Genomic DNA, 25,183 nt, shown 5'->3' with positions numbered 1-25,183 from the left:
GGATTAAGGTGCGTTGGATAACGTTAAACGCTTACGCATTATCGGAAAGATAATGTAGAGAGTGAAGTCTGCCTGTGAGACGCGAAACTTGTCAACCTTGAAATTGCAGCCAGGGTATCAACGTGGCGGCGTGTCATCAAACAGAAAGGGAAAGACCGCTTTCATCCCTCTCACCTTAAACCGTCCGGTCACCTGCTTGCGCTGTTCTGGCGTCAGTAACCTGAACATCATCTCCCAGATATCTTCAGGCTCCGCTTCCTGTAAGGAAATGGGTTCTGGCGTCGGTTCCTCTCCGCTGTCGTCAAGATAACGATGAACATAGAGAGGGAAAACAGATATATGAAACTCCTCGGCCTTTGATTTAACACGCTTACGCCTGACCCCCGCTTTCCCTTCACTGTACTTATATAAACGTTCGCGAACCGCAGGCTCGCTTCCCGGAAACCCCGGTAAGCCAAGACATTCCTTAACCGTGAACCATTCCTTTGCCATCGGTTTCTTTCCTTTCCCCTGATGAAATAAAAATATTTCTTCTTTTTCGCGAAATTTTGCTTTCTTTCTGGCACTATTCTCAGAGTGAAAAAGAAAGTAACTTTCTTTTTCTCGCGCTAATTTTTACCTTAAAAATATCGGTGCCGATAACACATCTTCTTAGGATTACAGAATGGAACCAAAAAGCCAAGACTGGCATCGTGCAGATATTAAAAGTGCACTTGAAAAAAGAGGTATTACGCTCAGAGATCTTTCTCGTCAGGCCGGTTTATCACCTGATTCACTGCGCAATGTCTTTACCCGTTCCTGGCCGAGAGCTGAACGGATTATTGCGGACGCGCTGGGCATCACGCCGCAGGAGATCTGGCCGTCGCGCTATGATGATATGCAAATAAAAAATGATGCCGATATCGCAGAATAATAGTTAATGCTGAATAAATTAGCCCTAACTTATTAATCTCAACAATTAATAAATATTTAAACTTATTCTATTGAAAATAGTAATAGCACTATCTGTCATGCTTCCCGAATCAAATACTGTTAAAGCATTACGTCATTGCTATTACGTATTTTATTAACAGGAATCATTATGAGTTGGGATAAAAGAGTGGCGGTTAATTATGCCAAAACGCATGCAGGTTCTCATTCTCAAGGCCGGTGTGCGGAATTTACCCGAAAGGCAATTCAGGCGGGCGGTATCACGCTGGGGCATACGTATCATGCGAAAGATTATGGCCCAATGTTAAGAAGCGCCGGATTCACCGCTATTGGTACCTATGAAATGCCGCGCGAGGGTGACGTCATCATTATTCAACCTTACGCTGGCGGAAACCCGAGCGGTCACATGGCGATATACGATGGCACAGAGTGGTATTCAGATTTTAAACAACGCGATATGTGGGCCGGCCCGGGCTACCGGGCAGCCAGGCCCTCATATACCATCTACAGGAAGAATTAATGAAAACGTTCTCCCTTGTCGCGCTTATCCTGTTGCTTTGTAGTTGCTCCACGCCTCATCACGACAGTACGCAGGCCGTGAAGCAGTTCTATACCTCATGGATGACGACGTTCACGAACGATGTGAATCCCCCTGACGACACCACCGCCTTAATGCAACGTTACGTTGCCAAAGAGGTTATTCATCGCCTGGCGCTAATACAGTCCCTTTATGAACAGGAGATTGTGGGGGCAGATTATTTTATGTATGCGCAGGACTATGCGCCAGAGTGGATTCCACAGTTACGGGTTGGGAAGGCACACCCTTTCCTCGGCGGAGAAAAAGTGGATGTTCTGTTGGCTACAGAGTCAACGCCCATCCACCTGGAAGTTTATACCCGTTGGGAAGAGGGACGCTGGAAAATTTACCGCGTTCGGGATGCTGACAGGGGTTATGAACAGCCGATTTATGACGCAGGCGCCATCACCCAGGCTGAGGCCTGGTCAGCGAAAGTCGCGCCGGAATATAAGAAGCATTAAAAAAGGGAACCGCCATCGGTCTCTTGTTCGTACCGGAGAGGTTAAAGCGCCTCTTGCATCAGGCGCTTATTCCGTCGCTGAAAACAGTAAGCCGAAAATAACCCAGGCATTATTTAAAATATGAAGTATTATCGGTATCATTAACCCTCGACTTCTCATTCGAACAACGCATAATATCGATGAAAAAACAAGCAGATAAACAAAAGTCACCGCAAAGAGATATTGTGTATGCATAAATGCAAAAGCGAGTGAAGTAATAATAATACCGGAAGCTCTTGAGTACCGACCCCAACCGATACTGCTGTTTAATAAAAACCCTCTGAATATAATTTCCTCCGCCACAGGAGCCAGAAAGCACATCGCCAGCGTGTTAAGAAATTTATGAAGAAAAAATTGCCTTGATAACTCGGCCATCCAGGGTTCCGGGCCACTAAAAACATTGTAGAGAACGGTAAGGCACACCAGGGCCAGCGCCGGAACAAAACACTCCACGAATGATAAGCGACCCAATGATAAAAACGGGTAATACTTTGAATAAATACTCCAGGCGGCAATCGCATAGACAAAAACAATACTATATATAAAAGGCGCAGCCAGACCTCCCAAATAAAGCCAGGCATAGGAAGGCGAAAATGAGGCAAAAACAAAAATGCCGAACAAACCAAATAAAACAGCCACACAACTCAAACTATGCCTAATTTTATCTAATGTATTAGTTGGCATTTATATAATATCCATATAATTTGTTGTTCCCTGAATGAAAAAACAGGTCGCATTAGCGACCTGTTTCATTATTGATACTACAACGTAATAGTCAGGCTTACAACTTACGCATCACCAGCGTGGCGTTGGTGCCGCCAAAACCGAAGCTGTTAGACATTACGGTAGTCAGTTCACGCTCGGTCGTTTCGGTCACGATGTTCAGACCCGCAGCCTGCTCATCCAGCTCTTCGATGTTGATACTCGGCGCGATAAAACCGTGCTCCAGCATCAGCAGAGAGTAGATGGCTTCCTGCACGCCAGCCGCACCCAGCGAGTGGCCGGTCATCGCTTTGGTCGCGGAGATAGCCGGGCTGTTATCGCCAAACACTTCACGGATTGCACCGAGTTCTTTCACGTCGCCTACCGGCGTGGACGTACCGTGAGAGTTCAGGTAGTCGATCGGCGTGTCTACGCCGTGCATCGCCATCTGCATGCAACGTACTGCGCCTTCACCAGACGGAGCAACCATGTCTGCGCCGTCGGATGTTGCGCCGTAACCGACGATTTCCGCATAGATATGCGCGCCGCGCGCCAGAGCGTGTTCCAGCTCTTCGACAACAACCATACCGCCACCGCCCGCGATGACAAACCCATCACGGTGCGCATCATAGGTACGGGACGCTTTTTCAGGCGTATCGTTATATTTGGTGGACAGTGCGCCCATCGCATCGAACTCACAGGCCATTTCCCAGCACAGCTCTTCGCCGCCGCCAGCAAAAACGATGTCCTGTTTGCCCAGTTGGATCTGTTCAACCGCATTGCCGATACAGTGTGCGGAGGTCGCGCAAGCGGAACTAATGGAGTAGTTCACGCCATAAATTTTAAACGGCGTAGCGAGGCAGGCGGAAACGCCGGATGCCATTGCTTTCGTCACCACATACGGGCCCACGGCTTTCAGACCACGCGGGCTACGCATGGCATCTGCGCCAAAGACCTGGAATTTCGGGGAGCCGCCGCCGGAACCTGCAATCAGGCCGACACGCGGGTTATTCTGATAGACTTCCGGCGCCAGACCGGCGTCGGCCACTGCCTGCTCCATAGACAGATAAGCATAGATGGAGGCGTCGCTCATAAAGCGCACGACTTTGCGGTCAATGAGGCCAGTGGTATCCAGTTTTACGTTGCCCCATACCTGGCTACGCATGCCGGCGTCCTTCAGCTCCTGAGAGAAAGTGATCCCTGAACGTCCTTCACGCAGAGATGCCAGGACTTCCTGCTGGTTATTACCGATGCTGGAAACGATGCCCAGGCCAGTAATCACTGCACGTTTCATTCAATACCTCTGTAATTCGCACTATTTTTAAGTTTCGATTGGCACAATAGCGTACACTTGTACGCCGAACAAGTCCGATCAGCCATTTAGTACGGAAATTTGCGCCATCAGGCACACATCGTTAAGATCGCGATACCGCCCGTCAGACGAGTAACTTACGTGAAACAATACGCTATACAACCCGCCACACTCGAATTTAACGCTGAGGGTACACCTGTTTCCCGAGATTTTGATGATGTCTATTTTTCTAATGACAATGGACTCGAAGAGACACGCTACGTTTTTCTTGGCGGCAATCGTCTTGCGGAGCGATTTCCCGTACATTCACATCCATTATTTATAGTCGCGGAAAGCGGTTTTGGCACCGGACTCAACTTCCTGACGCTGTGGCAGGCGTTTGACAGCTTTCGTTCTGCGCACCCACAGGCGACGCTGCAAAGGTTACATTTCATCAGTTTTGAGAAATTCCCGTTAACGCGCGACGATCTGGCGCTGGCGCACCAACACTGGCCGGAGCTCGCGCCCTGGGCAGAGCAGCTGCAGGCGCAATGGCCGCTGCCGCTCCCGGGGTGCCACCGCCTATTGCTGGATCGGGGTCGGGTGACGCTGGATTTGTGGTTTGGCGATATTAATGAGCTGACCGACCAACTGGACGCCACGCTGAATCAAACAGTCGACGCCTGGTTCCTCGACGGTTTTGCCCCGGCAAAAAATCCGGATATGTGGACGCCAAACCTGTTTAACGCGATGGCGCGGCTGGCGCGGCCCGGCGCAACGCTGGCGACGTTTACCTCGGCGGGCTTCGTTCGTCGGGGATTACAGGAAGCCGGTTTTACCATGCAAAAACGCAAAGGCTTCGGACGTAAACGCGAGATGCTTTGTGGAGTGATGGAACAACACCTCATGCCGACCCTTTCCGCGCCCTGGTTTTACCGCAGCGGAAGCGAAAAACGTGAAACGGCGATCATTGGCGGCGGCATCGCCAGCGCGCTGTTATCACTGGCGTTACTGCGTCGCGGCTGGCAGGTGACGCTCTATTGCGCGGACGACCAGCCCGCCCAGGGCGCCTCCGGTAATCGACAGGGTGCGCTTTATCCACTCCTTAGCAAACATGACGCCGCCATTAATCGCTTTTTCCCGACCGCATTCACCTTTGCCCGTCGCCTGTATGATGCCCTGCCCGTCTCTTTTGATCATGACTGGTGCGGCGTGACACAGCTCGGATGGGATGAGAAAAGCCAGCAGAAAATTGCCCAGATGCTGTCCCTGGCGCTGCCCGCCGAACTGGCCTCGGCGCTCAATGCCGAAGAGGCGGAACAGGCGGTTGGCGTGACGACACGCTGCGGAGGAATTACCTATCCGGCAGGCGGCTGGCTATGCCCGGAACAATTAACTCGCGCAGTCATCGCACTGGCGACCGAACAGGGTTTACAAACGCGCTTTCGCCATACGCTCACGTCGCTCGTTGCGCAGGAGTCGCGCTGGCAACTGCGCTTTATGTCAGGTGAAACCGCCAGCCATGAGACCGTCGTCCTGGCGAACGGCCATCAGATTAACCGTTTTGATCAGACCCGGCCGCTGCCGGTGTATGCCGTCGGGGGGCAGGTCAGTCATATTCCCACCACCCCCGCCCTCTCGGCGTTGCGTCAGGTGTTATGCTACGACGGCTATCTGACGCCGCAAAATCCGCATAATCAGCAGCACTGTATTGGCGCCAGCTATCACCGGGGCGACGAAAGCACCGTCTGGCGCGAAGAAGATCAGCGTCAGAACCGACAGCGTCTGCTTGACTGTTTTCCGGATGCGAAATGGGCCATAGAGGTTGACGTTAGCGGCAACAGCGCCCGTTGCGGCGTGCGTTGCGCCACCCGCGACCATCTGCCGATGGTGGGCAACGTCCCGGATTACCACGCCACGCTGACGCATTACGCCGATTTAGCCGATAACAAAACGTCGGCGGCGCCTGCGCCTGTGTATCCGGGTTTATTTGTGCTTGGCGCACTGGGATCGCGCGGTTTGTGCTCAGCGCCATTATGCGCAGAAATTCTGGCGGCGCAGATGAGTAACGAGCCGATTCCACTGGATGCCGGTACGCTGGCGGCGTTAAATCCAAATCGGTTATGGGTGAGAAAGTTATTGAAGGGAAAAGCGGTGAAGTAATGGGTCAGTCAATAGCGGAAGGCGGCAAGCGTCGCCTTCCGGCCCACGGCGTTATTGTTTTGCCTTGTCGAACAAATTGTCCCACATCGCTTTGACTAACGCCTGATCGCGCGGCGACAGTTCGCCGGCGCCGATCGCTTTCTCCAGACTTTGGCTAACGTTGGCATAGACCGCCTCAACGGAGTGGTCATCACCGCTCTCCAGCTCGGCAATGGCTAACGTCAGGTGGCCACGCAGGTATCCACTGGCAAAAAGCTCATCGTCGCTGGCGTGCTCTACCATATCGTCAATTAATGCCAGAATGCGTGATTCAAACTCCGCGATCATCTTCTTTCCTCATTGTAAACGTGGCGCTGGCTTTAATTAAGCGCTTCCGGCCACGGGAACTGTTCCGCCTTAAGTTCGGGCGTGTGATAGTAATTCTGTAGCGCTTTGATGAAGCGGGCCGGACGTTCAGGAATGCCCTGCTCCAGATACGCCATTACCTGCGCATGAACCCGGCGCTGAAACGCCACGCGATCCGGCTCAATATCGCCTTCCAGATTGTCGCAACTGACGTTAAAGGGATACCCCGCCGCCACGCAAAACAACCAGTCGAAAGCCTGTGGCTTCACCTCGACGTCTTCAAATTGACTTTGGGTCTGCGCGTCGCGTCCATCCGGGCAGTACCAGTAACCAAAGTCAACCAGTTCGCGGCGCGCCTTACCGGCGATACACCAGTGAGAAATCTCATGCAGCGCGCTGGCGTAAAACCCATGCGCAAAGACGATGCGGTGGTACGGTACCTGCGCGTCAGCAGGAAGATAGATCGGTTCGTCGTCGCCTTTAATCAGACGGGTATTAAATTCTTCGGCAAAGCAGCCGTTAAAAATCTCAATTAACTGTTCGTAATGGTGCGTATTGTTCATTAATTCATCCCCAACCAGTGGAGGATCTCCTGTCCGTGGCTATCATAAAGTAACCTGGCGCTCATTACCGCCGAGACAATAACGATCATCGGTCTGATAAGCTTTTGGCCTTTGCTCAATACCAGACGCGACCCCATTCGCGCCCCTAAAAACTGACCAACCAGCATCACGAAGCCCGTCGCCCAGATCACTTTGCCGCCGATGATAAATAACAGCAGGCCGCCAACGTTGGAGGTAGCGTTAAGCACTTTGGCATGTGCCGTGGATTTCGCCAGGTTATAGCCACATAAGGTGACAAACGCCAGAGCGTAAAACGACCCGGCGGCAGGCCCGAAAAAGCCGTCGTAAAACCCGACGCATCCCCCGGCTATCAGCGCGAACGGTAATCCATACAGGCGGCGCTGGCGATCTTCCTCGCCCAGCTTTGGCATCAATAAAAAATAGAGGCCGATGAAAATCACCAGGATAGGCAAGATCTGGCGCAAAATATCCGCCTGCACGTGCTGCACCAGCAGCGCGCCGCTCATCGAGCCAATGAACGTCATCAGAATATTGAGCTTTTGCTCGGCCAGGTTTACCACTTTACGGCGAATAAAATAGAGCGAAGACGAGAGGGAGCCGCCGCACGCCTGTAATTTATTGGTCGCCAGCGCGTTTGCCGGCGACATCCCGGCGGCCATCAGCGCAGGGATAGTGAGCAGCCCTCCGCCCCCGGCGATAGAATCGATAAATCCTGCCAGTACGGCGACAAAAAACAGCACCACCAGCAGCAGCGGGGAGACCATAAACAGATCATAAAAATTGTCCATCAGAGTACATGCTCATCCAGTAGCGCCTGGCAGGAAGGCGGCAGCGGCGGCGGTGTCTTCTTCTCAGGCTTTGTGGTGCCAGGTTTTGGCGGTTCGAACCAGCTTTGCAGTTCAGCGCCGCATCCATCGCCCGGCGGGGGTAAAGGTTGATCTTCGCACTCCAGGCTGTCGGCAGGGCAGCGTAAACGCACGTGCATATGCGCGCGATGCTGGAACCAGGGGCGTACTTTACGTAGCCAGTCACGATCGTTTCCGGCATCGAGGCAAAGCTGTTGTTTAATAGCCGGATTGACGAAAATACGGGTGACGTCATTGTCTTGTGCCGCCAGTTTGATCAGACTGGCGATATCCGACGACCAGCGCGACGGCACGACGTGTTTACCGTCGCGGGACACCAGATCTAACGCCTGCGGGCGCAATAGCTGCGCCTGGCTCCAGCGCGTTTTCGGCAACTGCAAGAAAATATCCACATCAAGCCCGGTCTGATGACTGGCGTGTCCGCCATTAAAGCGGCCTCCGGCAGGCATCCCCATGTCGCCTATCAGGACGGTTCCGAGCCCCCGTTGCTGCGCCTGATGACTCAACCGCTGGATAAACATGACCAAGTCCGGGTGGCCGAAATAACGGCGCTGATCGGTGCGCATCACCTGATAATTATCGGACTGTACCGGCAACGTGTCGGCGCCGATGATGCATCCGTTGGCAAAGCTACCGATAGACTGGGCGGCGCCGGGGACAGGATGGGTTATTTTCTGCCACGGCGTCGCCGCCAGGCTGGCGCTACTGACAAACCATGCCAGCAGCGCAATCGCGGTTTTTTTCATTTCTTACCAGCGTGGAATCTCTGTCTTTACATCCGCATTCTGTGCCCGATGGCGCAGCAGGTGATCCATCAGCACGATCGCCAGCATGGCTTCTGCGATCGGCACTGCGCGAATCCCCACACACGGATCGTGGCGCCCTTTGGTGATCATTTCGACTTCTTCACCCATCCGGTTGATCGTACGTCCCGGCACGGTAATGCTGGAGGTAGGTTTCAGCGCCATATGCGCCACAATGTGTTGCCCGCTACTGATACCACCGAGGATGCCGCCAGCGTGGTTGCTCTGAAAACCCTGCGCCGTGATTTCATCGCGATTCTGGCTGCCGCGCAGCGCCACCACGTTAAATCCTTCGCCGATCTCCACGCCTTTCACCGCATTGATGCTCATCAGCGCATGGGCGATGTCCGCATCCAGTCGGTCAAAAACCGGTTCGCCAAGCCCTGCCGGCACGCCGCTCGCCATCACCGTCACTTTCGCGCCGATGGAGTCGCCCTCTTTTTTCAGCGCGCGCATCAGTTCGTCCAGCGCGTCAAGTTTGTCCGCATCGGGACAAAAGAACGGATTAAGCTCAACCTGACGCCAGTCTTTAATCTCCAGCGGAATATCGCCCATCTGGGTCAGGCAGCCGCGGATTTCGATGCCGAACTTTTCCGCCAGGTATTTCTTGGCGATCGCCCCTGCCGCTACGCGCATCGCGGTTTCACGCGCGGAAGAACGTCCACCGCCACGGTAATCGCGCAGGCCGTATTTCTGCTCATAGGTGTAATCCGCGTGTCCCGGACGAAAAACATCTTTAATCGCGCTGTAGTCCTGCGAGCGCTGATCGGTGTTTTCAATCAGCAGGCCAATGCTGGTGCCGGTCGTCACGCCATCAAACACGCCGGAGAGAATTTTTACCTGGTCCGGTTCGCGGCGCTGGGTAGTATAGCGCGAGGTGCCGGGGCGGCGTCTGTCGAGATCGTGCTGCAGATCGGCCTCCGTCAACGGGATGCCGGGCGGCACGCCATCGACGATACACCCAAGCTCCAGCCCGTGTGATTCGCCGAAAGTGGTTACGCGAAAGAGTTGTCCAATTGTGTTTCCTGCCATCACGGCTCCGTTATCGTTGTTGTCGTTTGCGTGTTTTAATCTTTATAAATGTTGAAATGTTCACGGGCCGCGAGCAACTGCGCTTTGGTCAACATAAAGACGCCATCGCCGCCGTTGTCAAACTCCAGCCAGGTGAACGGCACATCCGGATACTGCTCCATCAGATGTACCATGCTGTTTCCGACTTCACAAATCAGAACGCCGTCATCGGACAGATAATCCGGCGCATTCCCCAGGATACGACGGGTCAATTTGAGGCCGTCAGTGCCGGACGCCAGCCCCAGCTCAGGTTCGTGGCGATATTCGTTCGGCAGATCGGACATATCCTCCGCATCGACATAAGGCGGGTTAGTGACAATCAGATCGTACTGAACTTTCGGCAGATCGCGGAACAGATCGGAACGGATTGGCGTCACGTGATGGATAAGACCGTGTTCTTCAATGTTATGCTCGGCGACAGCCAGCGCATCCGGCGAAATATCGACCGCATCAACCTCTGCGTCCGGGAAAGCATAAGCACAGGCGATGGCGATGCAGCCGCTGCCGGTGCACATATCCAGAATATATTTCGGCTGTTGGCTAATAAGGCCGGCGAAGTGGTTATTAATCAGCTCGCCAATGGGCGAACGCGGCACCAGCACGCGCTCATCGACATAAAATTCGTGGCCGCAGAACCAGGCTTTATTGGTCAGGTAGGCGACCGGGATACGCTCGTTAATGCGACGAATCACTCGCTCGACAATGCGGTGTTTTTCGCTGGACGTCAGCCGCGCGGTCCGCATATCTTCCGGAATATCCAGCGGCAGATAAAGAGACGGCAACACCAGTTGTACCGCTTCATCCCACGAGTTATCGGTACCGTGTCCATACCAGATATTCGCCGCGCTAAAGCGGCTTACCGCCCAGCGCAACATGTCCTGAATGGTATGCAGTTCACTTACTGCTTCATCGACGAAAATTTTATCCACGTATTCCTCCAGGGCATGCTCGCATTAAATTCGGCGGCTAGTTTGCCACGAAGACAGGGATAAATCAGCATTGACGCGGCGGGAGAATACGAAAAATCCGTTTTGACCGTTCGGATATCCTCCGGGTCGGGTAAACTAAGGCAAAAGATCAGACGAGACCCACGAATGAAAAAGAAAACATCGCTCAGCGAGGAGGACCAGGCGCTGTTCCGTCAGCTGATGGTCGGCACCCGAAAGATTAAACAGGATACTATCGTCCATCGGCCGCTGCGCAAGAAAATCACGGAAGTCCCTACCCGAAGGTTAATTCAGGAACAGGCGGACGCCAGCCACTATTTTTCCGATGAGTTCCAGCCGCTGCTCAATACGGAAGGGCCGGTAAAGTATGTCCGTGAAGATGTCAGCCATTTCGAGCTAAAAAAAATGCGTCGCGGCGACTATTCGCCAGAACTGTTTCTGGATTTACACGGCTTAACGCAGCTTCAGGCCAGGCAGGAACTGGGGGCGCTGATTGCCGCCTGCCGTCGGGAACATATTTTTTGCGCCTGCGTCATGCATGGACACGGTAAACATATTCTGAAACAGCAAACGCCGTTATGGCTGGCGCAGCATCCGCATGTGATGGCCTTTCATCAGGCGCCGAAAGAGTACGGCGGCGACGCCGCGCTGCTGGTGTTGATTGAAGTGGAAGAGTGGCAACCGCCCGAATTACCCTGATGCGGAATTGCCGGATGGCGGCGCAAGCGGCTTATCCAGCCTACGAACAGCCAACGCTGTCGCAGGCCTGATAAGCGAAGCGCCATCAGGCAGCAAAGATTAAATCGCTTTCGCCATTTTCAGATTGCAGGGACTCATTTGCCAGTTGAATGTCCCCTTGCCGCTTTCATCAAGCGTAACGTTGGCAATTGCGGACGTCGTGAACATCGGCGGCGTTTCGCCCGGACAAAGCTCAGATACCAGGTATCCGACCAGAGGTAAGTGAGAAATCACCAGCACCGATCCGATCTCTTCATTGGCCAGCGCCTGGAGGTAGGCGCTGACCAGACCGACATCGCTACAGGGCGTTAGCTCCGGCAGGACATCCACCTGAGCCGGCAGATTCATACAATCGCCGACCACATCTAACGTCTGTTCGGCCCGAAGAAACGGACTCACCAGAACACGTTCGATATCCACTTTTTGACCTTTCAGCCAGTTCGCCATCAGGCGAGACTCGTCACACCCACAAGGGGTCAAGGGACGAACCGAATCACTGGCGGCATCGAGGGCTGCGTCGCCGTGACGCATGATAAAAACTTGCATATTGCACCGCTTTTGTTAACCAGTTTCACCAACACGCTTACCACATGCCCCTATTGGCTGCGGCAAAAATGCGGTGGCCGGCATTGTGCCTTATCCATTCACTGAATGAAACGCTGTTTTTTACCTCAATGGCGTAAGTATAGTCAATCCTTGATTATTATTTCGCCACTAAGGAGGCATTCAGTGCGGATTCATATTCTCTTTGACCTCAATTTCCCTGGTCAGTTTCCCCATTCGTCCAGAAATGCTCCCTGCGCTCCGCCATGCGCACTAATTGTTCACAAGGCGCGTAACGAGGACCGTAAAGTGCGGCCAGGCGCTGTAATGTCGCCACCATTTCACCCGGCCCGAGAGCATCCATATAGCGGAACGGGCCACCGAGAAACGGCGGAAAACCGATACCAAACACGGCGCCGATATCGCCATCGCGCGCGCTGCGAATCACTTTTTCGTCGAAACAGCGCGCCGCTTCGTTAAGCATTAACATGACACAGCGCTCTGCCACCTGCTGCGCAGACAATCGACTCTGCCCTTGCACGCCAATAAGCTTATAAATAGCAGGGTCAACCTGTTTTTTGCTTTTACGCCCTTTTTCGCCATAAAGATAGAAACCGCGACCATTTTTTCTACCTTTGCGATCGTCATTCAAAATTGAAGCGACAACATTTGCAGGCGCGCTAAAACGTTCTCCATACTCCGCCTCAAGCACAGGAATAATTTTAGTGCCCGTGTCGATTCCTACCTCATCCAAAAGTTGGATTGGCCCCACCGGAAAACCAAATTTTACCAGGGCGGCGTCAATATGTTCGACGCGTTCGCCTTCAGTCAGCATCCGAATCGCCTCATTGATATATGGCGCAAGAATTCGGTTAACATAAAACCCGGCTTTATCACTGACGACTATCGGGGTTTTACCCTGTTTTTTCGCCAGCTTAACGGTCGTGGCGATGGTCTGCGCGGAAGTAGACGCATGAGGAATAACCTCAACCAGCGGCATTTTTTCGACCGGGCTAAAAAAGTGCAATCCAATCACCTGTTCCGGTCTGGCCGCATTCGCCGCAATATCGCCAATCGGCAGGGAAGAAGTATTGGAGGCAAAAATGGTGTGAGCAGCGCAATTTTGTTCCACTTCCGCCACCATCTGTTGTTTTAACGGCAGATCTTCAAACACCGCTTCAATGACCAGATCACGATGACTGAAACCACGGTAATCGGTCGAACCTGATATCAATGCCAACTGTTTATCGCGTTCGTTGGCTTTGATATGGCGGCGGCGTACTTTTGTTTCAAGCAGATCCCAGCTGTATTTCAGAGCATGATTGATCCCCTGAGTATTTATATCCTTAATTCGTACTGGCAAACCGCCTTTACAGGCCGTAACCCAGGCGATACCGCCGCCCATTAACCCGCCGCCTAAGATGCCCACGCTGTTCAGCGGGCCGGGCGGCGCATCGCTACCGGGATCTTTTTTCACCTCGGTACTGGCAAAGAAAACAGCGCGCAGCGCCTGCGATTGAGGCGTCATCGCCAGCTCGCCGAAAGCGCGCGCTTCCGCGTCATAGCCGCTACTGCTGCCCTGCGCCAGTCCGGTTTCAATCACATCAATGATCCGCTCCGTCGCCGGATAATTACCCTGCGTTTTTTGCGCTGTCTTTTTACGCACCAGGCGAAATAACAGCGCGCGCCCCAGCGGCCCCGCCAGGATACGTTCACGGACCGGTAATGTCCGCTGCGCCAGGCGTTCTTTTTTAGCCAGCTCGACAGCCGCTTCCAGTAAAATAGTTTGCGGCACCACATCATCAACCAGCCCGGCTTTAAGCGCCTGCCTGGCGCGAAGCTGTTTACCTGTCAGGATCATATCCAGCGCGGTACTGACCCCCACCAGCCGTGGAAGTCGCTGCGTTCCGCCCGATCCCGGTAAAAGCCCTAACTGTACCTCCGGCAGTCCGAGAACGGTTTTAACGTCGTCGGTACAGATACGTCGATGGCAGGCCAGCGCCATTTCAAGGCCGCCCCCCAGACAGGCGCCATGAATGGCGGCGATAACCGGAACAGGCAACGCCTGGATCTCCGCCATCAGTTGTTGCCCCTGACGCGCCAGCGTTTCCGCTTCCTGCGCGTTTTGGCAGTGACCTATCATGTTGATATCAGCGCCAGCAATAAAGTTATCTGCTTTGGCTGAGATAAAAACAACGCCCTGCAACGCTTTATTTTCCCGGATCTGCTTCAGGATGGCGCGTACCTGCGCGGCAAACTCCGCTTTCAGGGTGTTCACCTTTTCTCCAGGGACATCAATAGCGACAACCGCGACATTATCCAGACGCACGTTAAGCATAAAAGCTGATGTGGTAGTCATTATTCCGCCTCCAGAACCATCGCCGCGCCAAGACCGCCAGCCGCGCAGGCCGTGACCAGGCCAAAACCTCCGCCCCGACGCCGTAATTCATGCAACGTTTGGGTTATCATCCGCGCGCCCGTTGCGGCAAAAGGATGCCCGTAGGCGATTGAGCCGCCGAGCACGTTGAATTTAGCGTCATCCACCTCCCCTGTCGCCTGCGCACGACCAAGCACCTCACGGGCAAATCGTTCGCTGCCCAGCAGTTGTAAGTTCGCCAGAGTCTGGGCGGCAAACGCTTCATGCATGTCAAAAAGCGTCAGATCGGCCATCGTCAACCCGGCCCGCTCCAGCGCCAGCGGCGTTGACCAGGCCGGCCCCAATAGCATGTCCTGCCAGACATCAATAGCGGTAAAGGCGTAGCTGCGCAGATAACCAAGCGGGCGCAGCCCCAGCTCTTTAGCGCGGGATTCGGTCATCATAATAACGGCGGCAGCGCCGTCGGTCAGCGGTGTACTGTTGGCGGCGGTTACGGAGCCATGTTTTCGGTCAAAAGCGGGACGCAGTTTAGCGTAGTCCGCCAGCGTGGAGGCGCCGCGAATGTTGTTGTCTTCTGCAAAGGGGTTTTTATACGGCGGCACATAGGTCGTCATCACTTCTTCCGCCAGTTTACCCTCCGCCCATGCCTGCGCGGCGCGCTGATGTGAACGATGCGCCAGTGCGTCCTGCTGTTCACGCGTAATACCATACGTTTTCGCCATCTGTTCGGCGGTATCGCCCATGCGCAGACCGGTGGAATACTCAGCAACGGCGGGAGGCACGGGCAGCAGGTCGCGTAAGCGCAGACGAGAAAAAAGCGTCAGCCGTTGGCGGGTCGTCCGGGCTTTATTGACATCAACCAGTACCCGCGCCAGGGCTTTACTCACGCCTATTGGCAGTACCGACGACGAATCTGCGCCGCCAGCGATACCCGCGCGTATCGTGCCGGCCATCAGGCTTTCCGCCACATTCGCTACCGCCTGAAAACTGGTGGCGCAGGCGCGGCTTACGCTATAGGCATCGGTATGAACATTCATTCCCGTACCCAGCACAATTTCGCGCGCAATATTGGGGGCTTCCGGCATTTGTACTACCTGACCAAAAACCAGTTGCTCAATGGCATCGGCTGGAATTTCACTGCGCGCCAGCAGCTCGCCTACCACCATCTTGCCGAGATCAACAGCGGGAATACCATGAAATGCAGTGGCCTGACGAGCGAAGGGGGTTCGTAACCCACTGACAATAGCAATGCGATCGCCCTGACGGGTGACCAACGGTAAAGCCTGACGCATAGTACTCCCCTGTAAAAAAATAAATTAGTGGTCTGACCTGATCACAGTCTTAACCAATTTTTTACATTTAGCCAAGCAGAGAGAAAAGAAAGTGGGAGCTAAGGCACAGTGAAGGGAAACGACAAAAAAAGAAAACGCCTCCGCCAGATGATGACGGAGGCGTCGTGAATGAACGGATTAACGCAGGCCGAGCTGGAAGATCAGCGTTTCTGCTTCGCAGGCGAAAACAAAATCAATATCCAGACGAACGCCTTCGGATTCCTCGGTAAAGGTTGGCGTAATTTGGCAAGGCTCAGACTCCACGCTACGCGCTTTTTCGGTTAACGCCGCCAGCGTCCCTTCAGCCTCTGCGCGGGTAGCGAATACGCGGCTGTATGACGCGGTGCAATCGGAGTTGTCCATGATGGTTCCAACATCCATACAGCAGCAAACCGGGGTTTCATCAGCACTGCATTTACTCATTGTAGATTTCCTCTGTATTTGCACCCAGGGTGCCAGATAAACGATGGGGATATTTTACGCTCCCGGCATTCGCCTCTCCAGTCGTTAATGGTGGGAAACGCGTTAAGTGACCGAAATCACACTTAAAAATGATCTAAAACAAAAATCGCGCGATCGGGTGACCGTTAAGCCCGCCGATTTTGCCAGCCAGATCTCGTTTCTAAGATCACAATTGAAAAAACTTATAAACATACTTGCAACATTCTAGCTGGTCAGACCTATACTCTCGCCACTGGTCTGATTTCTAAGTCGTACCGCAGACCCTACACTTCGCGCTCCTGTTACAGCATGTAACATAGTTTGTATAAAAATAATCAATGAGGTTATGGTCATGAGCCAGAAAACCCTGTTTACAAAGTCTGCTCTCGCAGTCGCAGTGGCAATCATCTCCACCCAGGCCTGGTCTGCAGGCTTTCAGTTAAACGAATTTTCTTCCTCTGGCCTTGGCCGGGCCTATTCGGGTGAAGGCGCAATCGCAGATGATGCGGGTAACGTTAGCCGCAACCCGGGGTTAATTACCATGTTTGACCGCCCGACGTTTTCAGCGGGCGCGGTTTATATTGATCCTGATGTTAATATTAGCGGGACATCGCCATCTCGTCGGACGTTAGATGCGGATAACATCGCGCCGACGGCCTGGGTGCCGAACGTCCATTTTGTCGCCCCGATTAACGATCAGTTTGGCTGGGGGGCTTCTATTACCTCTAACTATGGTCTGGCGACAGAGTTTAACGACACATACGCCGGCGGCTCGGTTGGCGGTACGACCGATCTTGAAACCATGAACCTGAATTTAAGCGGCGCTTATCGCTTAAATGAGGCCTGGAGCTTCGGCCTTGGCTTTGATGCGGTATACGCGCGTGCGAAAATCGAACGTTTTGCGGGCGATTTAGGCCAGTTGGTCGCGGCACAGAATCCGGCGCTGGCGCCGGTCGCGGGTCAGATTCCCAGCGACACCAAGATTGCCCACCTGAACGGTAATAAGTGGGGCTTTGGCTGGAATGCCGGTATCCTTTATGAACTGGATAAAAATAACCGCTACGCGCTGACCTACCGCTCGGAAGTCAAAATTGACTTTAAAGGCAACTACAGCAGCGATCTTCCCATCGCTATAAACCGATTTAACCTGCCTATCCCAACGGCAACCGGCGGCGCGACGCAGTCAGGCTACCTGACGCTGAATCTGCCGGAAATGTGGGAAGTGTCCGGTTATAACCGTGTGGCGCCACAGTGGGCCATCCACTATAGCCTGGCCTATACCAGCTGGAGCCAGTTCCAGGAATTGAAGGCAAAATCGACCGCCGGCGATACGCTCTTTGAGAAGCATGAAGGCTTTAAAGACGCTTATCGCATTGCGTTGGGTACCACCTATTACTACGATGACAACTGGACGTTACGTACCGGTATCGCCTTCGATGACAGCCCGGTACCAGCGCAAAACCGTTCTATCTCTATTCCGGACCAGGACCGTTTCTGGCTGAGCGCCGGTACGACTTACGCCTTTAATAAAGATGCGTCTGTCGACGTTGGCGTCTCTTATATGCATGGTCAGAGCGTGAAAATTAATGAAGGCCCTTATCAGTTTGAATCTGAAGGGAAAGCCTGGCTGTTCGGTACTAACTTTAACTACGCGTTCTAATCTCTTTCTGAAACGGATCAAAAAGGTGAGCATTGCGCTCACCTTTTTATTTACTGCCGTTTATTCCGAGTCGATCTCTTTGAGTTCGTCCTGAATCGCCTGCGCGTTCGGGTTTTCCTGCGGCTTGAGTTTTCCGCCATTGGCGATAAAGTCATGACGCTGGAAGTACGCCTCACGCACCATAATATAAGGATCGGAAGACTGGCGCAGCAAACCATCGGAGTCCAGCAACTGCGCGCGGGTTTCTATCCCTTCGATAGTCCATTTTCCTATGGACATTGGCCAGGTCAACCACGAGAGCACCGGATACAAGGTATCCGCCATATCCCCGCCATCTTCACGCAGCGTGAAGCTGCCGTAGAACGGAAGTTGCATATAAGGCCCATACCCCACGCCATAATGGCCCAGCGTACTGCCAAAGCGATGCGGTTCAACGCGCTGCAGCTTAGGATTCGCCATTCCCGCGACGTCAATAAATCCGCCCATCCCTAATAAGGTGTTCAGGAAGAAACGGGTGAAATGCACCATACCCTGATAAGGATCGCCCTGCAGGAAATAGTTCACCATGATCGCCGGTTCTTCGAGGTTGCCGGTGAAATTACTTAAACCGTTACGCGCAGGCTGTGGAACATAATCACGCCAGGCGACCGCGACCGGCCGAACAACATACGGGTCCAGCACATTAAAGTTGAAGTTGTACATGGTGCGGTTAAACCCTTCAAATGGGTCTGAACGCCCCTGCTGTTCTGTACCGGAACTCGCACACCCGACCAGCAGTGTGGTTCCCAGCGCCAGCGCCGACAGGCGAAGCTTCATAGATGTCTCCCTGTGAATTATGGCTATCGCTGATTGCCATCCATGACGGAACGCTACCGTATCCGCCTGTTTAGGTGTGAGCGATTTTAACAGCACGTCAAACGATGTCTATATGCGCGATCTCATTGCTTTGAGCATAGCCTGGTAACGCAACAACGTGACGGCCCTATTCTAACGAAACAGATAAAAACGAGCGTGATCATTTTTATTTTTTCGGAGAATGCCCCGGCCTGGGTAAATGAAAAACCGCTACGCTTTATTAATATGTGTTAATCAGCAGAGATCATCATGGATAGCCTTAACGACGATAAAATTAACCGGCAAAGCAGTGACCTGGAAGTTGAAAGCGAAGAAAAACAAAGCGGTAAAGAGATTGAAGTGGATGAAGATCGTCTTCCTTCCCGCGCCATGGCGATTCATGAACATATTCGCCAGGATGGTGAAAAAGAGATGGAACGCGATGCGATGGCTTTGCTCTGGTCAGCCATTGCCGCAGGACTTTCTATGGGGGCATCACTCCTGGCGAAAGGGATTTTCCACGTGCAGCTTGAAGGCGTTCCCGGCGGCTTTTTACTGGAAAATCTCGGCTATACCTTTGGTTTTATCATTGTCATCATGGCCCGCCAGCAATTATTTACTGAAAATACCGTTACCGCCGTGTTGCCGGTAATGCAAAATCCCACTCTGAGTAACGTTGGCCTGCTGATGCGCTTGTGGGGCGTAGTCTTATTGGGCAACCTTATTGGCACCGGGGTTGCGGCGTGGGCATTTGAATATATGCCTATATTTGATGAAGAGACCCGCGACGCCTTTGTCAAAATTGGTATGGAGGTCATGAAAAATAGCCCAACGGAGATGTTTGCCAACGCGATTATCTCTGGCTGGATCATCGCCACAATGGTATGGATGTTTCCTGCAGCAGGCGGGGCAAAGATTGTGGTCATTATTTTGATGACCTGGCTTATCGCGCTGGGCGATACCACCCATATTGTCGTCGGTTCCGTTGAAATTTTGTATTTGGTTTTCAACGGCACGCTGCCCTGGAGCGACTTTCTCTGGCCCTTCGCCCTTCCCACACTTGCCGGAAATATCTGCGGCGGCACTTTTATTTTCGCATTGATGAGCCACGCGCAGATCCGCAACGATATGAGCAATAAGCGTAAGGAAGAAGCGAGGCTACGCGGCGAGCGCCTGGAACGGGAGCGGAAAAAAGCGGAAAAACAGCGCTGAGTGGCGACGGTTTAACCAGTCAGGCGGCGCTACACTTACTCCGGCGAATAAAAAACGCTATACTGGCGCCGCGTTGTCCCCTTAGTTAAATGGATATAACGAGCCCCTCCTAAGGGCTAGTTGCAGGTTCGATTCCTGCAGGGGACACCATGACCTCTTTTACCCACCTCTCACAAATCTCAGCAACCCCACACCACACAAGGCGTTGCAGCGTTTTTGATGTCTTATGATTTCCAGCGAATAGTGCCTATAAACATAACGAAAAGCATCCCTTTAAAGTACCCTCTCGCTGTTAGAACTTAACCAAAAGTTAGCACCTTCACTTTCCGACAGATATAGGCCCAGAACTTCTTTTTTGCCTTCCAGATTCAGTGCCAGAACGGTATAAACCGCCTTGCTCTGATAACGGCCATCCTCACGGTTTTTATAATGAATAGCGTCCAGCCAGACGACGGGATAAACCTTCTCCAGCGGGCGCTGTTGCCACTGTTTTAGTTCAGGGATGACTTTATCGGTACTGCACTGACGGTGGCGGTTGAAACGCTGAAGGCATAAAGATCTTCACTCTCCCGGCCGATGTCCTGATAACTCATCTCCAGCGCAAACAGTCGAATGATATTGCGCTCGATCTCGTCGTACAGGGGGTCTGAAGCTTCTTCACCAGTTATGGCTCAAAAGTGCCGTTACGATTGCGCGGAGTTGCCAGTTCAAAACTGCCTGTTGGGGCTTTAATGGCTTTTTGCCGGAACCATTTTTACGGTTTGCCTCAACATCCTGAGCCAGATGGGAATCAAGTTCAGCAGACAGGGTAGACTCGGTTAACTACTTGATTAATGGCGTTAAGATGCCATCTTTGCCCGTTAATGCCTGGCCGGACCTGAAGGGCTTTAAGTGCTTTGTCGAAATCGAAGGGATGGGACATGTGCCATTCTTTTTTATTTTATGTTACTAAAATTATACAGAATTTTTAACGCTCCCCCTCCCCCCAGCACTTCCACCCTTTCAAGTACCTCTCCCTGAAAAAAAATGCAAAGCCTTGTAAGACGATGCAAAGCTTTACATGTCCCGTTTTTATTCCAAGACGCTTGGCAATCAGCAATACCAATTGATCGATAACATCGATCAATATATTAAAACTCAATAGTTTAAAACTATTAAAAATACAATTATTGATCGCTTATATCGATCAAACCAATTTGTAGTGCTACACTCCAGACCTTTCTGAATCTGATAATTTTCATAATGTTGAAGTTATTCGCTAAGTACACATCGATCGGTGTTCTTAACATGCTCATTCATTGGAGAGTATTTTCTTTCTGTATGTATGGGATGCATACGCATCAGGCGCTGACGAACTTTTCCGATTTTGTTATCGCTGTATCGTTCAGCTTCTATGCTAATGCGCGCTTCACCTTTAATGCCAGCACTACTGCAATTCGCTACATGATGTATATGGGATTCATGGGAGCACTGAGCGCTGTTGTTGGATGGATGGCTGACCAATGTTCTTTGCCACCATTGGTTACCCTCATCACTTTCTCGGCAATTAGCCTGGTATGCGGCTTTATCTATTCCAGATTCTTTATCTTCAGGGATAAAAATGAAAATCTCTCTTGTCGTCCTAGTTTTTAACGAAGAAGACACGATACCGATTTTCTATAGAACGGTACATGAGTTTAATGAACTTGAAAAATATAAAGTTGAGATCATTTTTATTAATGACGGAAGTAAAGATGTGACAGAGTCAATAATTAAAATAATAGCCGTATCTGATCCACTCGTCATTCCGTTTTCGTTTACACGAAACTTCGGGAATGATGCAAGATGCACAACCATTTTATTAATCTTTTTTTAAAATTGAGGTAATTTAAGTTGGAACACTTAAAATACAGACCTGATATAGATGGATTACGCGCAATAGCGGTTTTATCTGTGGTAATATTCCATTATTTCCCATCATTATTGCCGGGTGGGTTTGTTGGAGTAGATATACTCTTTGTGATATCTGGATACCTTATAACATCAATAATATTAAAATCTGCATCAAACAAATCATTTTCATACCTTGATTTCTATAAAAGGAGAGTGCTTAGAATATTTCCAGCATTATCCATAGTTCTTGTATCATGTCTTATTGTTGGCTGGGTTTATTTATTCCAGGATGATTACAAATTACTTGGTAAGCATGTTTTTAGCGGCTCATTCTTTATATCAAACTTTACTCTTTGGAGTGAGTCTGGCTATTTTGATTCAAAGTCATACCTTAAACCTTTACTACATTTGTGGTCACTGGGAATTGAAGAGCAATTTTATATAATATGGCCAGTAGTTATATTGCTATGCTTTAGAAGCAAAAACCATAACAGAAACATAGTATTATCATGCGCAACTATATTTATAATTAGCTATGCGATTAGCATTTTTACAATGGCATCTGATGGCGGAGCTAATTACTACTCTCCCGCATCAAGATTTTGGGAGTTAATGGCTGGAGCGATTATATCCACATTGAGATTTATAGGAATAAACACTTCGTTATCAAAATTAATGTCCCTGTTAGGAATTATACTAATCGCATTATCAATAACCATGATAGATGAAAAGATGTCATTTCCTGGATATATAGCAATAATCCCAGTACTTGGCGCCTCTCTTATAATAGCATCTAATGGTAATGATTTAGTTGTGTCGAAATTGCTTAGTGTTAGGCCTGTTGTTTTCTTTGGTCTTATTAGCTATCCTCTTTATTTGTGGCATTGGCCTATTTATTCATTCTATCGTTCAATATTTGCTGGTTCACCAGACTACCATGAATTAATTCTTCTTTTATTATCATCGTTCTTTTTGGCGATATTAACTTATTATTTAATTGAAAAACCACTGAGAAATGCCAGAAATAAATATATCATAGCAATATTATTAGCATTATCAGTATTTGGGACAGGTTTAATTGGCGCATTTATTTTTCATATAAATGGAGTTAAAGACAGGGAAATCAATAAATCAGCAGGTGAATATGCTTCTGTTACTGACGTGTACAATTATTATAAATATGGAGAACTACTCCGTGGAGGGATATGCCACTCAGTACAACTTACTGCTGCCATATCCAATGGATGTATAAAAAATGGCAAGCATAATATATTTATCATTGGTGATTCTTATGCGGCGGCTCTTTTCAATGGACTTTCTCATTATATAGATAATAAAGGTTCTGATTATATAATAAGCCAAATGACAGATGGTAACGCTCCTCCTCTATTTGTTGACGGTAAAGATGATTTACAGAGAAGTGTCATCACTCTAAACAATAATAGAATTAATGAAATTAAACGTGTTCAGCCTGAGGTGGTTCTGCTGACATGGTCAGTTCGAGGAACAAATGGAGTACATGATAAAAAGTTAGCAATTGATACGTTATCATTAACCATAAAAAAATTAAAGAGGCATCCCCTGACTCAAGGATTATTTTCATTGGACCAGTCCCGGAATGGAATGCAAATTTAGTTAAAATAATATCTAACTACCTGAGTGAGTTTAAAAAAACCCCACCATTGTATATGACATATGGATTAAATAGTGAAATAAGCGAGTGGGACTCTTACTTTAGTAACAATGTTCCAAAAATGGGAATTGAATATATATCAGCATACAAAGCATTATGTAACGAAAGTGGATGTCTTACAAGAGTTGGTAATGGTCCTGATTTTATCACTGCCGTTGATTGGGGACATTTAACAAAGCCTGGTTCTGATTTCCTTTTTAATAAAATCGGAAATAAAATAATCAAATAGATAGGCTGTTACTATTACATATAAATCCAATATAGAACCTGCCAGTCATACTGTGTAACTGCCACTATATTAACGGTGATCGCTCAGGCGGTCACCGAACTCGATAATAAAGCGACTCATTGCCAGCGACCAGTCCTGGATCGGCATACTCCATTTTTTGACGCCCCTTTGACCAACTCTTTTACTGCGGCGGTGATCTTAAGTATCAGCATGGGCGACACATCAGCGTTGTACATCTCTTTGAAGGTGGCGATGATTTCGCGGGTAGTCATGTCATGCCTTTGGCATAAAGGGATAAATCTGACTGTCCATCTCGTAATACGCGTCTGATGCTCCTTAATCAGCTGCAGTTCAAAGGTATTTTCACGGTCACGCAGCATGTTCAGCACTATCTCGCCGCCATCATACAGCACCGTTTTTAATGAGTAGCCATTGTGGGAGTTTGAGCTCGTTTTAGGAGCATTTTTCTCATGCCCGAGATGGTCAGCCAGCTCAGCATTGAGCGCCGTTTCGACGGTTAATGTCGTCAGCATATGGGAAAACTGACTGAGGTCGGCTTCAGTTTTAAGACCTTTAGCCAGTTCAGCCGCAAGAGCTGTGAGTTTCTTTTCGTCCATAATTGCCTTTCTCCTTTGCTGGAGTGAATATATAATAATCAGACAATTACATAATTTTTAATTACAATCTCCCAATACTTATATTTTACCCCCATATTCATTACACGTTCAAAGTGTTGTTAACGTTAATCTAACTAATTATCCATTAGGTATTTCCCCTAAAGACCTTAACGAAGCCGAATTATTTTTGCATGTGACACAAAACATGAGTAATCTTTTATAAATTTATCTGACACGATATTAGAACTAACGACATCTCAACTACCATACAATCTTTATAGTTAACTATTAAGGATGCGGGGTCTGACAGATTACCAGATGGTGTTTGTTTTATGTCAATGAGTCTCAAACCATTAATAATGCAACCACTTTCTACAAACAATTAGTTAGTGTTAAAGTTTTAGTATCGATTACAGAAATATATGTGAATGCCTTCCCATATGTGTACCATAGATCACCAGACCCTGCGCAATCTTGCATAAGAATGTTCGATACATAACTTCCCCAGCCATCCATACCAAGACCAACACTCTATGAACCAATGGCAACGAGACCATCGACTAAATGATTTGTTGGTAGTTGGTAGTTGGTAGTTGGTAGTTGGTAGTTGGTGTACCGGATATTCTGATAGCGAATAGTTGCCTGGTCTATCTTTTTCATTTCCGATATCTGCCCAAAGGTTGAAGCAGTCCCACAAAAAGTATATGGAAAGTAACTTTCTGAATTGAAGTTTATAACATCTGGATGAGGTCCCCCTCTACTGTTCCTTGCCACGTCTTAACGCCAAACCCGCCAGATCTATATGAGGTAAACACAATATCACCGGACATGCCATACGTTCAGCAAAAAGTCGTCAT

24 protein-coding genes, 1 tRNA gene and 4 pseudogenes are annotated in these 25,183 nt (G+C 50.3%); 11 read left to right on the top strand and 18 right to left on the bottom strand.

All coding sequences use genetic code 11. The annotated features are described in order from the left end of the window. Positions 1-117 precede the first annotated feature (117 nt). On the bottom strand, positions 118-492 hold the full coding sequence (locus tag ACQ29O_RS06660) for a hypothetical protein (protein ID WP_001051261.1): 375 nt from the start codon (positions 490-492) through the stop codon (positions 118-120). Between the two features lie 172 nt (positions 493-664). Between ACQ29O_RS06660 and ACQ29O_RS06655 the strand changes: the two genes are divergently transcribed. From ACQ29O_RS06655 to ACQ29O_RS06645, 3 genes are all read left to right on the top strand, one after another. Continuing rightward, on the top strand, positions 665-913 hold the full coding sequence (locus tag ACQ29O_RS06655) for a helix-turn-helix domain-containing protein (RefSeq protein ID WP_000433425.1): 249 nt from the start codon (positions 665-667) through the stop codon (positions 911-913). A gap of 168 nt (positions 914-1,081) precedes the next feature. After that, a complete protein-coding gene (locus ACQ29O_RS06650) occupies positions 1,082-1,450 on the top strand; it encodes an NlpC/P60 family protein (RefSeq protein ID WP_000118258.1) in 369 nt (122 codons plus the stop codon). Further along, positions 1,450-1,968, top strand: coding sequence for a YbjP/YqhG family protein (locus ACQ29O_RS06645; protein ID WP_000847547.1), 519 nt, complete (start codon positions 1,450-1,452; stop codon positions 1,966-1,968). Before ACQ29O_RS06650 ends, ACQ29O_RS06645 begins: the two co-directional genes overlap by 1 nt. Positions 1,969-2,034: 66 nt before the next feature. Here the strand turns inward: ACQ29O_RS06645 and ACQ29O_RS06640 are convergent, their stop codons facing one another. Together ACQ29O_RS06640 and fabB are read right to left on the bottom strand one after the other, a co-directional pair. Further along, entirely contained in the window at positions 2,035-2,691 is a 657-nt protein-coding gene (locus ACQ29O_RS06640; RefSeq protein WP_001142905.1) for a CPBP family intramembrane glutamic endopeptidase, read from the bottom strand. Positions 2,692-2,788: 97 nt separating this feature from the next. After that, on the bottom strand, positions 2,789-4,003 hold the full coding sequence (fabB, locus tag ACQ29O_RS06635; RefSeq protein WP_000817161.1) for a beta-ketoacyl-ACP synthase I: 1,215 nt from the start codon (positions 4,001-4,003) through the stop codon (positions 2,789-2,791). Between the two features lie 159 nt (positions 4,004-4,162). Here fabB and mnmC point away from each other — a divergent pair, with 159 nt between their 5' ends. Next, positions 4,163-6,163, top strand: coding sequence for a bifunctional tRNA (5-methylaminomethyl-2-thiouridine)(34)-methyltransferase MnmD/FAD-dependent 5-carboxymethylaminomethyl-2-thiouridine(34) oxidoreductase MnmC (gene mnmC, locus ACQ29O_RS06630; RefSeq protein WP_000816084.1), 2,001 nt, complete (start codon positions 4,163-4,165; stop codon positions 6,161-6,163). A 51-nt stretch (positions 6,164-6,214) separates the two neighbouring features. On the opposite strand, the gene ACQ29O_RS06625 is transcribed toward mnmC, so the two are convergent. From ACQ29O_RS06625 to prmB, 6 genes are read right to left on the bottom strand one after another with little or no spacing between them, the layout of a single operon-like run. Further along, a complete protein-coding gene (locus ACQ29O_RS06625; protein WP_000559749.1) occupies positions 6,215-6,490 on the bottom strand; it encodes a YfcL family protein in 276 nt (91 codons plus the stop codon). 32 nt (positions 6,491-6,522) lie between these two features. Next, on the bottom strand, positions 6,523-7,071 hold the full coding sequence (locus tag ACQ29O_RS06620) for an elongation factor P hydroxylase (RefSeq protein ID WP_001066345.1): 549 nt from the start codon (positions 7,069-7,071) through the stop codon (positions 6,523-6,525). Continuing rightward, positions 7,071-7,880: a sulfite exporter TauE/SafE family protein gene (locus tag ACQ29O_RS06615; protein WP_000368599.1), complete on the bottom strand. Its 810-nt coding sequence runs from the start codon at positions 7,878-7,880 to the stop codon at positions 7,071-7,073. The genes ACQ29O_RS06620 and ACQ29O_RS06615 overlap by 1 nt, the downstream gene beginning before the upstream one ends. Continuing rightward, positions 7,880-8,704, bottom strand: coding sequence for a penicillin-insensitive murein endopeptidase (gene mepA, locus ACQ29O_RS06610; RefSeq protein ID WP_000750428.1), 825 nt, complete (start codon positions 8,702-8,704; stop codon positions 7,880-7,882). Before mepA ends, ACQ29O_RS06615 begins: the two co-directional genes overlap by 1 nt. Positions 8,705-8,707: 3 nt before the next feature. Next, a complete protein-coding gene (gene aroC / locus ACQ29O_RS06605) occupies positions 8,708-9,793 on the bottom strand; it encodes a chorismate synthase (protein WP_000918476.1) in 1,086 nt (361 codons plus the stop codon). A 35-nt stretch (positions 9,794-9,828) separates the two neighbouring features. After that, positions 9,829-10,761, bottom strand: coding sequence for a 50S ribosomal protein L3 N(5)-glutamine methyltransferase (gene prmB, locus ACQ29O_RS06600; protein WP_001576262.1), 933 nt, complete (start codon positions 10,759-10,761; stop codon positions 9,829-9,831). A 165-nt stretch (positions 10,762-10,926) separates the two neighbouring features. Between prmB and smrB the strand changes: the two genes are divergently transcribed. Then, positions 10,927-11,478: an endonuclease SmrB gene (gene smrB / locus ACQ29O_RS06595; RefSeq protein ID WP_020936866.1), complete on the top strand. Its 552-nt coding sequence runs from the start codon at positions 10,927-10,929 to the stop codon at positions 11,476-11,478. A 99-nt stretch (positions 11,479-11,577) separates the two neighbouring features. Here smrB and sixA read toward each other — a convergent pair whose 3' ends face one another. From sixA to ACQ29O_RS06575, 4 genes are all read right to left on the bottom strand, one after another. Then, positions 11,578-12,063 carry a phosphohistidine phosphatase SixA gene (gene sixA, locus ACQ29O_RS06590; RefSeq protein WP_001195802.1) on the bottom strand — a complete coding sequence of 162 codons (486 nt, stop codon included), beginning with the start codon at positions 12,061-12,063 and terminating at the stop codon, positions 11,578-11,580. Between the two features lie 208 nt (positions 12,064-12,271). Beyond that, positions 12,272-14,419, bottom strand: a complete 2,148-nt coding sequence (fadJ, locus tag ACQ29O_RS06585; protein ID WP_000214141.1) for a fatty acid oxidation complex subunit alpha FadJ — start codon at positions 14,417-14,419, stop codon at positions 12,272-12,274. Continuing rightward, positions 14,419-15,729 carry an acetyl-CoA C-acyltransferase FadI gene (gene fadI, locus ACQ29O_RS06580; protein WP_001248128.1) on the bottom strand — a complete coding sequence of 437 codons (1,311 nt, stop codon included), beginning with the start codon at positions 15,727-15,729 and terminating at the stop codon, positions 14,419-14,421. Before fadI ends, fadJ begins: the two co-directional genes overlap by 1 nt. 177 nt (positions 15,730-15,906) lie before the next feature. Beyond that, entirely contained in the window at positions 15,907-16,191 is a 285-nt protein-coding gene (locus tag ACQ29O_RS06575) for a YfcZ/YiiS family protein (RefSeq protein ID WP_000030906.1), read from the bottom strand. 370 nt (positions 16,192-16,561) lie between these two features. Here ACQ29O_RS06575 and fadL point away from each other — a divergent pair, with 370 nt between their 5' ends. Next, positions 16,562-17,869, top strand: a complete 1,308-nt coding sequence (gene fadL / locus ACQ29O_RS06570; RefSeq protein ID WP_001746948.1) for a long-chain fatty acid transporter FadL — start codon at positions 16,562-16,564, stop codon at positions 17,867-17,869. A 60-nt stretch (positions 17,870-17,929) separates the two neighbouring features. Here the strand turns inward: fadL and mlaA are convergent, their stop codons facing one another. After that, a complete protein-coding gene (mlaA, locus tag ACQ29O_RS06565; RefSeq protein WP_000776787.1) occupies positions 17,930-18,685 on the bottom strand; it encodes a phospholipid-binding lipoprotein MlaA in 756 nt (251 codons plus the stop codon). Between the two features lie 288 nt (positions 18,686-18,973). Between mlaA and ACQ29O_RS06560 the strand changes: the two genes are divergently transcribed. Both ACQ29O_RS06560 and ACQ29O_RS06555 read left to right on the top strand, forming a co-directional pair. Then, the gene (locus ACQ29O_RS06560) at positions 18,974-19,915 is read left to right on the top strand and encodes a formate/nitrite transporter family protein (RefSeq protein ID WP_000377779.1); all 942 of its coding nucleotides are present in this window, start codon (positions 18,974-18,976) and stop codon (positions 19,913-19,915) included. Positions 19,916-19,990: 75 nt separating this feature from the next. Further along, positions 19,991-20,065, top strand: a tRNA-Arg gene (locus ACQ29O_RS06555). A gap of 147 nt (positions 20,066-20,212) precedes the next feature. Here ACQ29O_RS06555 and ACQ29O_RS06550 read toward each other — a convergent pair. Next, positions 20,213-20,837, bottom strand: a pseudogene (locus ACQ29O_RS06550) (IS256 family transposase); the annotation flags it as partial. A gap of 320 nt (positions 20,838-21,157) precedes the next feature. On the opposite strand from ACQ29O_RS06550, the gene ACQ29O_RS06545 reads away from it, so the two are divergent. The 3 genes and pseudogenes from ACQ29O_RS06545 to ACQ29O_RS06535 all read left to right on the top strand — a co-directional run bounded on the left by ACQ29O_RS06545 (position 21,158) and on the right by ACQ29O_RS06535 (position 23,709). Beyond that, complete coding sequence (locus ACQ29O_RS06545; protein ID WP_020936865.1) at positions 21,158-21,547, top strand: GtrA family protein; 390 nt, start codon at positions 21,158-21,160, stop codon at positions 21,545-21,547. Next, positions 21,516-21,734 (top strand): annotated as a pseudogene (locus ACQ29O_RS06540) (glycosyltransferase); the annotation flags it as partial. The gene ACQ29O_RS06545 and the pseudogene ACQ29O_RS06540, both read left to right, overlap by 32 nt. A 53-nt stretch (positions 21,735-21,787) precedes the next feature. Next, positions 21,788-23,709: pseudogene (locus ACQ29O_RS06535) on the top strand (STY2629 family LPS modification acyltransferase). A gap of 170 nt (positions 23,710-23,879) precedes the next feature. On the opposite strand, the pseudogene ACQ29O_RS06530 reads toward ACQ29O_RS06535, so the two are convergent. From ACQ29O_RS06530 to ACQ29O_RS06520, 3 genes and pseudogenes are all read right to left on the bottom strand, one after another. Continuing rightward, positions 23,880-24,326, bottom strand: a pseudogene (locus ACQ29O_RS06530) (transposase); the annotation flags it as partial. Positions 24,327-24,698: 372 nt separating this feature from the next. After that, positions 24,699-24,806, bottom strand: a complete 108-nt coding sequence (locus ACQ29O_RS06525; RefSeq protein WP_139780162.1) for a hypothetical protein — start codon at positions 24,804-24,806, stop codon at positions 24,699-24,701. After that, positions 24,781-25,023 carry a tail spike protein gene (locus ACQ29O_RS06520; protein WP_250636813.1) on the bottom strand — a complete coding sequence of 81 codons (243 nt, stop codon included), beginning with the start codon at positions 25,021-25,023 and terminating at the stop codon, positions 24,781-24,783. The genes ACQ29O_RS06525 and ACQ29O_RS06520 overlap by 26 nt, the downstream gene beginning before the upstream one ends. Between the last annotated feature and the right edge of the window lie 160 nt (positions 25,024-25,183).

It is taken from the genome of Salmonella sp. GDC200615 (genome assembly GCF_050574145.1).
Taxonomy (GTDB): Bacteria; Pseudomonadota; Gammaproteobacteria; order Enterobacterales; family Enterobacteriaceae; genus Salmonella; species Salmonella enterica.
The sequence above is the reverse complement of the archived record's forward strand: the minus strand, read 5'-3'. Positions and strand labels throughout refer to the sequence as shown.

Coding starts and splice junctions, on each gene's coding strand:
- ACQ29O_RS06660 (WP_001051261.1), bottom strand. CDS start 492: ATGGCAAAGGAATGGTTCACGGTTAAGGAATGTCTTGGCTTACCGGGG.
- ACQ29O_RS06655 (WP_000433425.1), top strand. CDS start 665: ATGGAACCAAAAAGCCAAGACTGGCATCGTGCAGATATTAAAAGTGCA.
- ACQ29O_RS06650 (WP_000118258.1), top strand. CDS start 1,082: ATGAGTTGGGATAAAAGAGTGGCGGTTAATTATGCCAAAACGCATGCA.
- ACQ29O_RS06645 (WP_000847547.1), top strand. CDS start 1,450: ATGAAAACGTTCTCCCTTGTCGCGCTTATCCTGTTGCTTTGTAGTTGC.
- ACQ29O_RS06640 (WP_001142905.1), bottom strand. CDS start 2,691: ATGCCAACTAATACATTAGATAAAATTAGGCATAGTTTGAGTTGTGTG.
- fabB (WP_000817161.1), bottom strand. CDS start 4,003: ATGAAACGTGCAGTGATTACTGGCCTGGGCATCGTTTCCAGCATCGGT.
- ACQ29O_RS06625 (WP_000559749.1), bottom strand. CDS start 6,490: ATGATCGCGGAGTTTGAATCACGCATTCTGGCATTAATTGACGATATG.
- ACQ29O_RS06620 (WP_001066345.1), bottom strand. CDS start 7,071: ATGAACAATACGCACCATTACGAACAGTTAATTGAGATTTTTAACGGC.
- ACQ29O_RS06615 (WP_000368599.1), bottom strand. CDS start 7,880: ATGGACAATTTTTATGATCTGTTTATGGTCTCCCCGCTGCTGCTGGTG.
- mepA (WP_000750428.1), bottom strand. CDS start 8,704: ATGAAAAAAACCGCGATTGCGCTGCTGGCATGGTTTGTCAGTAGCGCC.
- aroC (WP_000918476.1), bottom strand. CDS start 9,793: ATGGCAGGAAACACAATTGGACAACTCTTTCGCGTAACCACTTTCGGC.
- smrB (WP_020936866.1), top strand. CDS start 10,927: ATGAAAAAGAAAACATCGCTCAGCGAGGAGGACCAGGCGCTGTTCCGT.
- sixA (WP_001195802.1), bottom strand. CDS start 12,063: ATGCAAGTTTTTATCATGCGTCACGGCGACGCAGCCCTCGATGCCGCC.
- fadJ (WP_000214141.1), bottom strand. CDS start 14,419: ATGACTACCACATCAGCTTTTATGCTTAACGTGCGTCTGGATAATGTC.
- fadI (WP_001248128.1), bottom strand. CDS start 15,729: ATGCGTCAGGCTTTACCGTTGGTCACCCGTCAGGGCGATCGCATTGCT.
- ACQ29O_RS06575 (WP_000030906.1), bottom strand. CDS start 16,191: ATGAGTAAATGCAGTGCTGATGAAACCCCGGTTTGCTGCTGTATGGAT.
- fadL (WP_001746948.1), top strand. CDS start 16,562: ATGAGCCAGAAAACCCTGTTTACAAAGTCTGCTCTCGCAGTCGCAGTG.
- mlaA (WP_000776787.1), bottom strand. CDS start 18,685: ATGAAGCTTCGCCTGTCGGCGCTGGCGCTGGGAACCACACTGCTGGTC.
- ACQ29O_RS06560 (WP_000377779.1), top strand. CDS start 18,974: ATGGATAGCCTTAACGACGATAAAATTAACCGGCAAAGCAGTGACCTG.
- ACQ29O_RS06545 (WP_020936865.1), top strand. CDS start 21,158: ATGTTGAAGTTATTCGCTAAGTACACATCGATCGGTGTTCTTAACATG.
- ACQ29O_RS06525 (WP_139780162.1), bottom strand. CDS start 24,806: ATGCAAGATTGCGCAGGGTCTGGTGATCTATGGTACACATATGGGAAG.